Genomic DNA, 13278 nt, shown 5'->3' with positions numbered 1-13278 from the left:
ATGTAAATAAACGTAGTAAATATGCGAGTTGTAGAGTTCTGCAACGAGCTATATAAGTAAAGCTTAGGAGGAAAATTATGAAAATAGCATTAACAGGAAACCCCAATAGTGGAAAGACTACTACTTTTAACGCTATCACAGGTAGAATTGAACATGTGGGAAACTGGGCGGGAGTTACAGTAGATAAAAAGGAAGGCAATATTAAAAAGAGCTTAAATAAAACTGGTATTGATATTACAGCAGTAGATTTACCAGGAGCATATTCTATGTCACCATTTACATCTGAAGAATCTATTACACGTGATTTTGTCAACAACGAAAATCCAGATGTAATAATTAACATAGTAGATGCAACTAATTTAAGTAGAAGTTTGTTCTTTACAACTCAGCTTATGGAATTAGATATACCTGTAGTAGTGGCACTTAATAAAAGTGATATAAATGATAAAAAAAATACTATAATTGATGTAGATAAATTAAGTAAGTACTTAGGTTGTCCCGTAGTAAAAACAGTATCAACTAAAACTCAAAACAACAATTTAGATAAATTAATCACTAAAGCTGTTAAAGTTAAAGGTGAAAATCAAAAACCACCGTTTGATTATAAATATATTAATTTAAAAGATACTGAATCTGTCAAAAATAATGATAAAGAACGTTATAATTTTGTAAATAAAATAGTTGAAAAAGTTGAAAGCAAGAAAGCAACTAGCAATAAACAAACCATTCAGGATTCTATAGATAGGGTTTTAGCACATAAATGGATTGGTATACCGATTTTTGCACTTATAATGTGGGCGGTATTTGCTATTAGCCAAGAATATTTAGGACCATTTCTAGCTGATACATTAGTAGGCTGGATTGATGGATTATATGCAGTTGTAGAAGGAATGATAAGTGAAGATGTCTCTCCTATTTTAAGTTCATTACTACTAGATGGAATTATAGGTGGAGTAGGGGCTGTAGTTGGATTTTTACCTCTTATAATGGTATTATTTTTCTTGCTGGCCTTACTTGAAGATTGTGGATATATGGCAAGAGTTGCAGTACTTATGGATAGATTCTTTAAACGTGTAGGACTTTCAGGTAAATCTATTATACCTATGGTTATAGGTACAGGATGTGCTATTCCAGGTATAATGGCAACTAGAACTATAAAAAATGAAAGACAAAGAAGAACAACAGCAATGTTAACTCCTTTCATGCCTTGTGGAGCTAAATTACCAGTTATTGCATTATTTGCTAGTGTGTTTTTTGAAAATGCAGCTTGGGTTGGAACTTCCATGTATTTTATGGGAATAATAATAATTATTATAAGTGCTTTGATTATAGTTAGAATTACTGGTGAAAAAAATAAGAGATCATTTTTTATAATGGAATTACCAGAATATAGGTTTCCAAGTATAAAAAGAGCTACTGTTTCAATGTTTTCTCGTGCAAAAGCTTTTATTATAAAAGCAGGTACTATAATACTCTTATGTAATGCTGCAATACAAATTATGCAGACCTTTAATTGGAAATTACAAGTTGTTGCACAGTCAGCACAAGATACAAGTATATTAGCATCTCTTGCATCACCATTTGCATTACTTCTTATTCCATTAGGTTTTGGAACATGGCAATTAGCAGCAGCAGCAATAACAGGTTTTATTGCAAAAGAAAATGTAGTTGGTACCTTAGCTGTAGTATATTCAATAACAAATTTTATTGATACTGAAGAATTTGAACTTGTTGCAGGAGCTGATAGTGTTGCATCTGTTATGGGATTAACTACAGTAGCCGCTCTTTCATATCTGGTATTTAATTTATTTACACCACCCTGCTTTGCTGCAATTGGTGCAATGAATGCAGAAATGGAAGATAAAAAATGGCTCTTTGGAGCTATAGGCTTTCAATTTGGAATGGGATATATCTTATCATTCTTTACTTATCAAATAGGTACATTTTTAACTACTGGTGCTTTAGGGAGTGGATTTATTCCAGGAGCTATTGCTGTATCAATAATGATAGGATATGTAGTGTATCTTATTAGAAAAGGAAATCAAAAATCAGAACTACAACTAAAGGAGGTGGCATCGTAATATGATAATAAATATAATAGTGGCTTTAATAATTTTAACAATTATTGGCTTATCCATTTCTAAAATAGTTAAAGAGAAAAAAAGAGGAGCAAAATGCATAGGATGTCCACATGCAGGTCCTGATAATAAGAGTTGTAATTATGAGGCAAATAAATAAATAAAATCTAAATATTAATATGTTCCCTTTCTTATAAACACTAGGGAGCATATTTTTATTTGTTATGTACTTTTGAATTGTACCGATACACTTCTATTTAAATAACTAAAATAGGATTTACACCCATACACTTTAATGATAAAATAAAATCAATATAAAGAATATTTATTTATCATTAAGGGGGTAATAATTGTGGAAAAAAACTTACAAACTAAGAAGATTCATGATTTAACTATTTTAGGACTTTTAATAGCATTGGTAGCTGTAGCTACTATGATGATTAAGGTGCCTGTTATTTCAACAGAAGGGTATATTCACTTAGGTGATAGTATGATATTTCTATCGGCAATAATATTTGGGAGAAAGAAAGGTGCAGTTGCTGGGGGAATAGGTTCTGCTATGGCTGATTTGCTTTTAGGCTATACTCACTGGATAATACCGACTCTTATAATCAAAGGAATCATGGGATATGTAGTAGGATTAATTTCAGATGGTGAAAGTGAAAAATTAATAAATATTAGAAATAGTCTAGCTCTAGTAGTTGGAGGAATTTGGATGGTATTTGGATACTTTATTGCTGGTGGAATTATGAAAGGTAGTTTTATAGTTTCAGCTACAAGTATTCCAGCAAATTTAATTCAAGTTTTTGGCGGGGCATTATTGTTTATACCAATAGGAGTTGCACTTAAAAAGACAAAATATTTTAATCAATATGCTATTAATAGATGAAAGAATGTTCAATTATAAATCTTAAGATTTATAATTGAACATTCTTTATTTTCTTTAATATTTAAATTCTTTTTGGAAAATATGCTATAATAAAAAATATAATAAGTAAAATATTTTAAAATAAATTATTCTATAAGGAGATGTTTAGATGAAGGTATTACTTGCAGAAGTTAATATTAGTGAAGGTACAAATCTTGAAAACATTGAAAAGATAAGAGAAGATTTAATGAAAAATAATGATTTAGAACTTATTGATAAAAATTCTGATAAGGATCATAATAGAACGGTTTTCACTTATAAGGGAGAGCCTAAAGCAGTTTTAGAAGGCACTAAAAGATTATCTAAAAAGGCACTTGAATTAATTGATATGGCTACTCACAAAGGAAGTCATCCAAGAATGGGTGCAATAGATGTAGTACCATTTATACCTGTAAAGGATGTTTCAATAGAAGAAGCTGTAGAGATTTCTAAAGAATATGGAAAATATCTAGGGGGTCTTGGAGTACCTGTATATTATTATGAAGATGCAAGTACAAGGGATGATAGAAAGAGTCTAGTTAAAATAAGAAAAGGCCAATACGAGGCATTAGAAGAAAAATTAAAGGATGAAAATTGGATGCCAGATGAAGGTCCATTTGAGTTTAACTCTAAATACGGAGCAACTGTCACTGGTGTAAGATTTGCCCTTATTGCCTTTAATATAAATTTAGATACAGAAGATAAGGAAACAGTAAAAAAGGTTGTAAAGGCTATTCGTGGTGCCAAGGGTGGATATAAACATGTTAGAGCCATAGCTCTTGATATACCTGAAAAAAGACAGGTTCAAATTTCAATGAATCTTACAAATTATGAAGAAACTCCAATTCATAGAGTTTATGAAACTATTAAATCAGAACTTTCAAGATATAATATAAATATAGTTTCTACAGAGCTTGTAGGTCCAGTTCCTGCATATGCCTTAAAAGAATTATTATCATTTTACATTAAATTAAATGATGACTTTGAAGTAGAACAAATATATATGTAAATTATATGATATAATAAGGGTATATATATTATATAAATATAATTTTGAAGGGAGTTTTATTATGAAAAGCTCAGACATTAATTTATTAGAAAAACAAAATGAAATGCTAGATATAGTTAAAAGTACAAGTTTAACACATGAACAAAAAATGATGAGTCTGGCAAAACAAGCAGAAAATCTTATATATACCTTAGAAATACCAGAAGGTTTTAATGAGCTATTTGATGAAGGTACAATTTGTGATTTAGGTGAAGGAGATGCTCCTTATGCACCAAGATATATAGTTCCTGATTATGAAAAACTTATGAAAGAGGGATGTGAGTTTCTGAGATTAGACCCTCCTACAGATTTAAATCAAGCAATCAATACATTGTTGATTTTCTATAAACATGTTCCATCTGTAACTCATTTTCCAGTGTATATTGGAAATATAGATTATCTTTTAGATCCTTTTATAGAGGATGAAAAAGAAGCCAAAAAAGCTATAAAGAATTTTTTAAATCATATTGATAGAACAATTTCAGATTCTTTTTGTCATGCTAATATTGGACCAAAGGATACTTTAGCAGGAAGAATCATACTTGAAGTAGAAAGAGAACTTCAAAACTCTACTCCAAATATTACTTTAAAATATAATGAAGATATAACTTCAGATGATTTTGCAAAAGAAAGCATAAAAACTGCTTTAAATTGTGCAAAACCTAGCTTTGCAAATGATAAAATGTACAAAAAAGAATTTGATGGAGATTATGCAATTGCATCTTGCTATAATGGACTTAAGATTGCTGGAGGTGCATATACACTTAGTAGATTAATTTTAAAGAAGGTTGCTGAAAACTCAAATTCTAAGGAAGATTTCATGCAAAATGAACTTCCAAAATCCATAGAACTTATGGCTAGTTATATGGATAATAGAATTAAATTTTTAGTTGAAGAAAGTAAATTCTTTGAACATGATTTTTTATCAAAAGAAAGTTTTATAAACAGAGATAATTTCACAGGTATGTTTGGTATGGTAGGTATGGCTGAATGTGTGAATATATTACTTGAAAAAGAAGGAAAAGATGGTCGATTTGGCGAAAGTGAACAAGCAGATAATCTTGCAATAGAAATAATGGAATTAATAGATAAACTAGTAAAAAGACATAAAAATCCTTATTGTGTATTTTCAAAAGGTAATTTCTTATTACATGGTCAAGTAGGACTAGATTCTGATAGTAATGTTAGTCCTGCTACAAGAATACCAATAGGAGAAGAACCAGAATTATCTAATCATTTATTGCAAGCATCTAAATTCCATAAATATTTTCCATCAGGAACAGGAGATATTTTCCCATTTGATTCTACTGCAAATAGGAATTTAGATAGTATATTAGATATTATAAAAGGTTCATTTAATGAAGGATTAAGATATTTTTCAACATATTCTTCAGATAGTGATGTTATAAGAATTACTGGATATTTAGTTAAAAAATCTGATATGGAAAAACTGGATAAAGGTGAAGCTATTCAACATGATACTGTAGCCTTAGGTTTAGGTTCTGTAAAGAACAATAAAATCTTAGAAAGAAAAGTAAGAAAATAACTATGAAAAAAGCCATTATTAGCAAAATAATAAATTCAAGTGTAGTAGATGGTCCAGGAAATAGAATGGCTATATTTTTTCAAGGGTGTAATTTCAATTGTATGTATTGTCATAATCCTGAAACTATAGTAAATGCAAGTACAAATGATACTAAAATGATGAGCATAGAAGATATACTTTCTGAAATAAAAAAATATAAATCTTTTATTAGAGGTATAACGGTATCAGGTGGGGAATGTACCTTAAATGCTGATTTTATCACAGTATTATTTAAAGAAGTAAAAAAATATAATTTATCAACTATGATTGATTCTAATGGAAGTCATGATTTTTCTAAAGATAATGAACTTATGAAATACACTGATAGTGTAATGCTAGATATAAAAGCTTATGATAGGGAAGAACATAAGAAGCTAACAGGAAAATATAATGATATGGTGCTTAAAAATGCAGAGTATCTAGCTAAGGTAGGAAAACTTTATGAAATTAGAACAGTTATAGTACCTGAATTTTTATCTAATAAAGAAACTATTAAAAGTATAGCAAATCTTTTAATAGACTATATTAAAAAAAATAATATAAAATATAAGTTAATTAAATACAGGCCTATAGGTGTTAGGGAAGAATATAAGGATTTTAGAGTTCCTAATGATGAAGAAATGGAAGAACTTAAAATGCTGGCACTGAAAAATGGGTTTGAAGAAGTTATAGTTATATGAAAAATACCATCCTGAATTCAGGATGGTATTTTTTTCATTTACCTAGTATATATATTGTGCTATAATAAATAAATATTTTAAAAAAACATATAAAAATAATAGGAGGTATTCAATGAAAAAGAAGATTTTATCTTTAATTCTTATATTATCATTAGTATTTACAGCATTTGTGGGATGTTCTACACCAGGGGCTGACAATACTGATAATGAAAATAATGAAAAAGAAAATGAAAGTTCTGAAGGTAGTAAAAGTAACCTTAAAATTGGAATGGTAACTGATACAGGTGGTGTAAGTGATGCATCATTTAACCAATCTGCATGGGAAGGACTTGAAAAAGTAGAGGAAGATTTTGGAATCAAAGTTTCTTATAAGGAATCTAGTAAAGATTCTGATTATGCTCCAAACCTTGAAACTCTTTTGGATGAAGAAAATGAATTGATCTTTGGTGTTGGTTATAAAATGGCTGATGCAATAGCAGAAGAATCCAAAAAAAATCCAGATCAAAAATATGCTATAATTGATTTTGCATATGAAGAAACACCTGAAAATGTAGTTGGAGTATTATTTAAAGCGGAACAAAGTTCATTTTTAGTTGGTTATATAGCAGGTAAGATGACTGAAACTAATAAGGTTGGTTTTATTGGAGGAATAAAGGGTGCAGCAATAGATAGTTTTGACTATGGATATGCAGCCGGAGTAAAATATGCTAATAAAGAAGCAGAATTATTAAACCAATATGCTGAATCATTTACAGATGCAGCAAAAGGAAAAGCTATAGCAAATTCAATGTATCAAGATGGTGCTGACATAGTATTCCATGCAGCAGGTGGAGTAGGAGATGGAGTTATAGAAGCAGCTAAAGAACAAGATAAATGGGTAATTGGAGTAGATAGAGATCAAAGTGATCTAGCTCCTGAAAATGTATTAACTTCAGCTATGAAAAGAGTAGACCAAGCTATGTACAATTTAGCAGAAGCTTTAAAGAATGATAATTATCCTGGTGGAGAAACTATTTCTTATGGATTAGAAGATGGAGGCGTTGGAATTGCTCCTACATCTGATAAGAATGTATCAGAAGAAATATTAAAAGAAGTTGAAGATATAAAACAAAAGATAATTGATGGTGAAATAGAAATCCCTTATAATGAAGAAACATATAAAAAATGGGAAGAAGAAAATAAATAATAATAAAGTGTAAAAGACCTTGATTTTGAGGTCTTTTATTTTTAATGTGATGATTTTTATTATAATATCTTTATTTTTATGATAAAATGAATTATAGAAAAATATATAGTAATGGAGGCATATATATGGAAAACATAATAATTGATGGAGAAAATTTAAACTTAGAACAATTTATTGATGTTGTAAGAAATAATAAAAAAATAGAATTATCTGAAGAGTCTATAAAAAACATGAATAAATCTAGGGAGTTAGTAGATAGGTATGTAGAAGAAGAAAAGGTAGTGTATGGAATTACCACAGGCTTTGGAAAGTTTAGTGATGTTATTGTTTCTAAAGAAGATACAAAAAAACTTCAAAAAAACTTGATAATAAGTCATTCATGTGGAGTAGGAAAAGGTTTTGATGAGGAAGTTGTAAGAGGAGTAATGCTACTTAGAATAAATGCACTTTCTAAAGGATATTCTGGGATAAGATTATCTACTGTAAATACCTTGATGGAAATGCTAAATAAAGGGGTACATCCTATCATACCTGAGCAAGGCTCGCTAGGAGCAAGTGGAGATTTAGCTCCTCTTAGCCATATGGTACTTGTGATGTTTGGTGAAGGGTATGCAATGTATAAGGGTGAAAGATTAGATGGTAAAATTGCTATGGATAAGGCGGGTATTGATACTATAGAATTGACATCTAAAGAAGGTCTTGCACTTATAAATGGAACTCAAGTTATGACTTCTGTTGGAGCCCTTACAATATATGATGCCCTGAATTTAAGTAAACTTTCTGATATTTCTGCCTCTCTTACAAATGAAGCATTAAATGGAATAATAGATGCATATGATGAAAAGGTCCATAAAGCAAGAGGACATATAGGACAAATAGATACTGGTAGAAATCTTTTATCACTATTAGATGGGAGTAAAATGACTACAAGACAAGGTGAAATTAGAGTTCAAGATGCATATTCTTTAAGATGTATACCACAAGTTCATGGTGCTAGTAAGGATTGTTTTAGATATGCAAAAGAAAAAATAGAAATTGAAATGAATGCAGCTACAGATAATCCTCTAATATTTACAGAAGAAGAACAAGTTATATCTGGAGGTAATTTTCATGGTCAACCTATGGCTATTACTTTTGACTTTCTTTCTATTGGAATAGCTGAGCTTGCTAATATATCTGAAAGAAGACTGGAAAGATTGGTAAATCCTTCTTTAAGTTCAGGTCTTCCAGCATTTTTAACTGAAAAAGGGGGACTCAATTCTGGATTTATGATTGTACAGTATTCTGCAGCATCTTTAGTATCAGAAAATAAAGTATTAGCTCATCCTGCAAGCGTTGATTCCATTACATCTTCTGCTAATCAAGAGGATCATGTATCTATGGGTACTATTGCATCTAGGCATGCTAGAGATATATTAAATAACTCTAGAAAAGTTATTGCCATGGAAATACTAACAGCGGCTCAAGCTATTGATTTAAGAGGAAATAATGGATTAGGAAATGGATCTGAAGTAGCCTATAATTTAGTTAGAAGTGAGATATCGGTCTTAAAAGAAGATAGAATAATGAATGAAGATATTGAAAAAATGGAAGAAATAATTAAAGATGAAAGTTTTATAATTGAGATAGAAAAAAAGTTGGAAAGTTATTATAAGGAGGAAAAAATATGGAAATAAAATTATCAAATATTTTGCCTGATAAGTGTGAATTTATAGAAGGGATAAGAAGAGCACCTGCAAGAGAACTTACATTGACAGAAAATGAAATTAAAATAGCCCTTAAAAATGCATTGAGATATATTCCACAAGAGTTACATGAAGATTTAGCTCCTGAATTTTTAGATGAACTTTATACTCATGGTAGGATTTATGGTTATAGATATAGGCCACAAGGAAAAATTTATGGCAAAGCTATAGATGAATATAAAGGTAAATGTATAGAAGGAAAGGCTTTTCAAGTAATGATTGATAATAATTTAGATTTTGATGTAGCACTTTATCCTTATGAACTTGTAACCTATGGAGAAACAGGTCAAGTATTTCAAAATTGGATGCAATATAGACTTATTAAAATGTACTTAGAAAATTTAACTGATACACAAACCCTTGTAGTAGCTTCAGGCCACCCTCTAGGAGTTTTTGAATCTTCTAAAACAAGTCCTAGAGTAATTATTACAAATGCTTTAATGATTGGTATGTTTGATGATCAAAAGAATTGGATAAAAGCTCAAGCTATGGGAGTTGCAAATTATGGACAAATGACAGCAGGTGGTTGGATGTATATCGGACCTCAAGGAATAGTTCATGGTACCTATAATACAATACTAAATGCTGGTAGGTTAAAATTAAATATACCTGATGATGAAGATTTAAAGGGATATTTATTTGTATCTTCAGGGCTTGGTGGTATGAGTGGTGCTCAAGGCAAAGCTGCTAAAATAGCAAATGCAGTTTCTATAATAGCTGAAGTAGATAAATCTAGAATAAATACAAGACTTGAGCAAGGTTGGATAGATAAATCATTTGATGATTTAGATATGCTTTTTAAAAATGTTGAAAATTCAATTGAAAACAAAGAATCAATTGCCTATGCATATGAAGGAAATATTATAGAATTATTAGAATATGCAGTTGATAATGATATAAAGATAGATTTATTATCGGATCAAACATCATGTCATGCTCCTTATGATGGGGGTTATTGTCCTAAAGGATTAACTTTTGAAGCAAGGACTGAGCTTTTATATACAAATAAAGAAAAGTTCATTAATATGGTAGATGAATCTTTAATACATCACTTTAAATTAATACAAGAATTATCTAATAGAGGAACTTACTTTTTTGACTATGGAAATAGTTTCATGAAAGCTATTTTTGATGCTGGTGATAAAACTATTGCTAAAAATGGTATGGATGAATCAGAAGGCTTCATATTTCCATCTTATGTAGAGGATATCATGGGTCCTATGCTATTTGATTATGGATATGGGCCATTTAGATGGGTATGTCTAAGTAGGAAACATGAAGATTTAGTTAAGACTGATAAGGCAGCTATGGATATAATAAATCCTAACAGACGCGGTCAAGATAGGGATAATTATATGTGGATAAAAGATGCAGAAAAAAATGCTTTAGTTGTAGGTACTGAGGCAAGAATATTATATCAAGATGCAATAGGTCGTCGTGACATAGCTCTTAAATTCAATGAAATGGTAAGAAACAATGAAATAGGCCCTGTAATGCTAGGTCGTGATCATCATGATACTGGAGGAACAGATTCACCTTTTAGAGAAACTGCTAATATAAAAGATGGAAGTAATATAATGGCTGATATGGCAACACAATGCTTTGCTGGAAATGCAGCTCGTGGAATGAGTTTGGTTGCACTTCATAATGGCGGAGGTGTTGGTATAGGTAAATCTATAAATGGTGGCTTTGGAATGGTTTTAGATGGAAGTGAAAGAGTAGATGAAATACTAAGAACTTCTATTCCTTGGGATGTAATGGGAGGAGTGGCTAGAAGAAGTTGGGCTAGAAATGAAAACTCAATAGAAACATGTAAAGAATATAATGAAAAATTTGAAGGTAGTAGTCATATAACTATCCCAAATTTAGCAGATGATGATTTAGTAAATAAATTAGTTGAAAAAGAAAATCAATAAATAAATATATTAAAAAAGTTGAAATGATATCATTGATATCATTTCAACTTTTTTTAATTTACATAACTTTTTTATCACCTGGTATAAATGCATCTACTATACCAAGTATAAGTGCTCCTATTATAGCTCCAAATATTGTCACTGTAAATCCATCTACAATCATACCTGTAATATACAAAATAACAGCTGCTACAATGAAGCCCACTATTCCTCTACCAAATGGTGAAGCATCAATTTTAGTTAATTTTAATATTAACCAATCAAGTACTCCTATAACTATTGCAGCAAGTACTAAGGACCATACTCCGCCTTCATTTGACATGCCTGGCACGAAGAAGGCTGTAATTGCTATAACAAGTGCCGCTACTATTATCTTAATTATTAATTTTCCTATACTCATTTCATTTTCTCCTTTTATTATAATAATTTTTCAATATCTTTTTCTATGCTTTTTGGCTTAGTCTGGGGTGCATATCTATCTACTACGCTACCATTTTTATCAACTAAGAACTTAGTGAAATTCCATTTTATGTTTTTACCTAATAGTCCACCTTGTTCTTTCTTCAAGAATTCATATAATTGATGTTGATTTTTTCCATTCACATCTAATTTCTCAAAAACAGGATAAGTAATTCCATAATTATTTGGATAATTTGTTTTTATCTCTTCATTTGAAAGAGGTTCTTGATTTTTAAATTGATTACAAGGGAATGCTAATACTACAAATCCTTGACTTTTGTATTTTTGGTATAATTCTTCCAATTCACCGAATTGATCTTTAAGACCTCATTCAGATGCAGTATTTACAATTAAAATCACATGCTCTTTAAATTTTTCAAGTTTTACTTTTTCTCCATTGATAGTATTTACTTCTATATCATATATATTCACAAAATCAATCCTTTCATTTTAATCTTAAATAAATTATACCCCTAATATCAAAATATAAAACCACCAAATTAAAATATAGCTTGTTTGTAAATATTAAAAATAGGGTAGAATGATTTAATAGATGTTAAAATTGGAGGCTGAAAAAATGAATAAAAAAAGTATTTTAAAATGGGGAGTAGGGATTGCAACTATATCTTTAATTATATTTTTGATTTTTAGATTTACAGGAGAAAAGGAAATAAGTGGAGAAGAAATAGAGGTAGAAGAAGGAGATATAACTACTTATTATAATTTTTCAGGAAGCATTGAACCTAAAAATAAAGATACTATTGAGTGCTATAGAATTTAAAAATGACAATAGTGCTTATGTAAATATTAAAGAAGATAATCAGATAGAAGAAAAGAAAATAGAATTAGGAATAACTGATGGCGTAAATGTTGAAATAAAATCAGGTATTGAAGTGGGAGATAAAATCAACAATTTACCAACACAATTATCTGGAGGTCAGCAACAAAGAGTTGCTATAGCTAGGGCTATTTCAACTGAACCTTCAATATTATTAGCAGATGAACCTACAGGAGCATTGGATCAAGAAACTGGAATAAAAATCTTAGAATTATTTAAAGAGCTTAACGATGAAGGTAGAACAATAATCATGATAACTCATGATAAGAATATAGCTAAATATGGTAATAGATTGCTAAATATAGTAGATGGCAATATAACAGAAAGTGGTGAATTCTATGATAAAAGATAGTATAAAAATGTCATGGGATAATATTAAAAGTAATAAGGTAAGGTCATTTTTGACAATACTTGGCATAGTTATAGGTGTTGCTTCTATAATATCACTTATAACCATAGTACAAGGTGCTACTGATGAAATTACCAATCAAGTATCTAGTTTAGGAGCAAATACAATAACTATTCAAGCTCCAGGAACTCCATTAAAACAAGGATTAAGTGATAATGATCTAGATAGATTGAGAGATTTAGATAATATAGAAGGTATTTCACCTACTATTACAAAAGAGGTGTCTATTTCTTCTAATAATGAGACTATGCAAGATATTAATATTAAGGGAAGAAATAATATATTTTTTGAAGAGGGAAGCGAGAAAATAAATTATGGAAGAGGCTTTAATTATCTAGATTTAGAAAGTAAAACAAAGATAGCAATACTTGAAAGTGAGATTAATAAAGATATATTTTTAGATGAGAATCCTATAGGAAAAAATATA

The 13278-nt window shown here is 29.8% G+C and carries 14 protein-coding genes; 12 read left to right on the top strand and 2 right to left on the bottom strand.

Annotated features, from left to right (window positions below):
- The first annotated feature begins 77 nt into the window (after positions 1 to 77).
- The 9 genes from feoB (at position 78) to ACTHUW_RS08905 (ending at position 11145) form a co-directional block, all read left to right on the top strand.
- Positions 78 to 2081: a ferrous iron transport protein B gene (gene feoB / locus ACTHUW_RS08945; RefSeq protein ID WP_442198416.1), complete on the top strand. Its 2004-nt coding sequence runs from the start codon at positions 78 to 80 to the stop codon at positions 2079 to 2081.
- A 1-nt stretch (position 2082) separates the two neighbouring features.
- Positions 2083 to 2238 (top strand): FeoB-associated Cys-rich membrane protein, encoded by a 156-nt coding sequence (locus ACTHUW_RS08940; RefSeq protein ID WP_442198415.1) that lies wholly within the window; start codon positions 2083 to 2085, stop codon positions 2236 to 2238.
- 192 nt (positions 2239 to 2430) lie between these two features.
- Positions 2431 to 2967 carry an ECF transporter S component gene (locus ACTHUW_RS08935; RefSeq protein WP_442199290.1) on the top strand — a complete coding sequence of 179 codons (537 nt, stop codon included), beginning with the start codon at positions 2431 to 2433 and terminating at the stop codon, positions 2965 to 2967.
- A 148-nt stretch (positions 2968 to 3115) separates the two neighbouring features.
- Positions 3116 to 3994 (top strand): glutamate formimidoyltransferase, encoded by an 879-nt coding sequence (gene ftcD / locus ACTHUW_RS08930; protein ID WP_442198413.1) that lies wholly within the window; start codon positions 3116 to 3118, stop codon positions 3992 to 3994.
- A 61-nt stretch (positions 3995 to 4055) separates the two neighbouring features.
- Positions 4056 to 5579 carry a YjjI family glycine radical enzyme gene (locus tag ACTHUW_RS08925; RefSeq protein WP_442198412.1) on the top strand — a complete coding sequence of 508 codons (1524 nt, stop codon included), beginning with the start codon at positions 4056 to 4058 and terminating at the stop codon, positions 5577 to 5579.
- Positions 5580 to 5581: 2 nt separating this feature from the next.
- On the top strand, positions 5582 to 6298 hold the full coding sequence (locus ACTHUW_RS08920) for a radical SAM protein (RefSeq protein ID WP_442198411.1): 717 nt from the start codon (positions 5582 to 5584) through the stop codon (positions 6296 to 6298).
- A gap of 112 nt (positions 6299 to 6410) precedes the next feature.
- Complete coding sequence (locus tag ACTHUW_RS08915) at positions 6411 to 7484, top strand: BMP family lipoprotein (protein WP_442198410.1); 1074 nt, start codon at positions 6411 to 6413, stop codon at positions 7482 to 7484.
- 125 nt (positions 7485 to 7609) lie between these two features.
- Positions 7610 to 9160: a histidine ammonia-lyase gene (hutH, locus tag ACTHUW_RS08910; protein ID WP_442213098.1), complete on the top strand. Its 1551-nt coding sequence runs from the start codon at positions 7610 to 7612 to the stop codon at positions 9158 to 9160.
- Positions 9151 to 11145 (top strand): urocanate hydratase, encoded by a 1995-nt coding sequence (locus tag ACTHUW_RS08905; protein WP_442199288.1) that lies wholly within the window; start codon positions 9151 to 9153, stop codon positions 11143 to 11145. Before hutH ends, ACTHUW_RS08905 begins: the two co-directional genes overlap by 10 nt.
- A 58-nt stretch (positions 11146 to 11203) precedes the next feature.
- Here ACTHUW_RS08905 and ACTHUW_RS08900 read toward each other — a convergent pair whose 3' ends face one another.
- Complete coding sequence (locus ACTHUW_RS08900; protein ID WP_442198240.1) at positions 11204 to 11545, bottom strand: phage holin family protein; 342 nt, start codon at positions 11543 to 11545, stop codon at positions 11204 to 11206.
- A 17-nt stretch (positions 11546 to 11562) separates the two neighbouring features.
- A complete protein-coding gene (locus ACTHUW_RS08895) occupies positions 11563 to 12036 on the bottom strand; it encodes a glutathione peroxidase (RefSeq protein WP_442198241.1) in 474 nt (157 codons plus the stop codon).
- Between the two features lie 145 nt (positions 12037 to 12181).
- Between ACTHUW_RS08895 and ACTHUW_RS08890 the strand changes: the two genes are divergently transcribed.
- The 3 genes from ACTHUW_RS08890 to ACTHUW_RS08880 all read left to right on the top strand — a co-directional run.
- Positions 12182 to 12385 (top strand): hypothetical protein, encoded by a 204-nt coding sequence (locus tag ACTHUW_RS08890; protein ID WP_442198242.1) that lies wholly within the window; start codon positions 12182 to 12184, stop codon positions 12383 to 12385.
- Positions 12386 to 12428: 43 nt separating this feature from the next.
- The gene (locus tag ACTHUW_RS08885) at positions 12429 to 12794 is read left to right on the top strand and encodes an ATP-binding cassette domain-containing protein (protein WP_442198253.1); all 366 of its coding nucleotides are present in this window, start codon (positions 12429 to 12431) and stop codon (positions 12792 to 12794) included.
- A partial coding sequence (locus ACTHUW_RS08880; RefSeq protein WP_442213096.1) for an ABC transporter permease occupies positions 12781 to 13278 on the top strand: 498 nt, incomplete at its 3' end. The genes ACTHUW_RS08885 and ACTHUW_RS08880, both read left to right, overlap by 14 nt.

This window comes from Senegalia sp. (in: firmicutes) (assembly GCF_052088025.1).
In the GTDB taxonomy this organism is placed as follows: domain Bacteria; phylum Bacillota; class Clostridia; order Tissierellales; family SIT17; genus Anaeromonas.
This window is presented reverse-complemented; position numbering and strand designations above follow the sequence as displayed.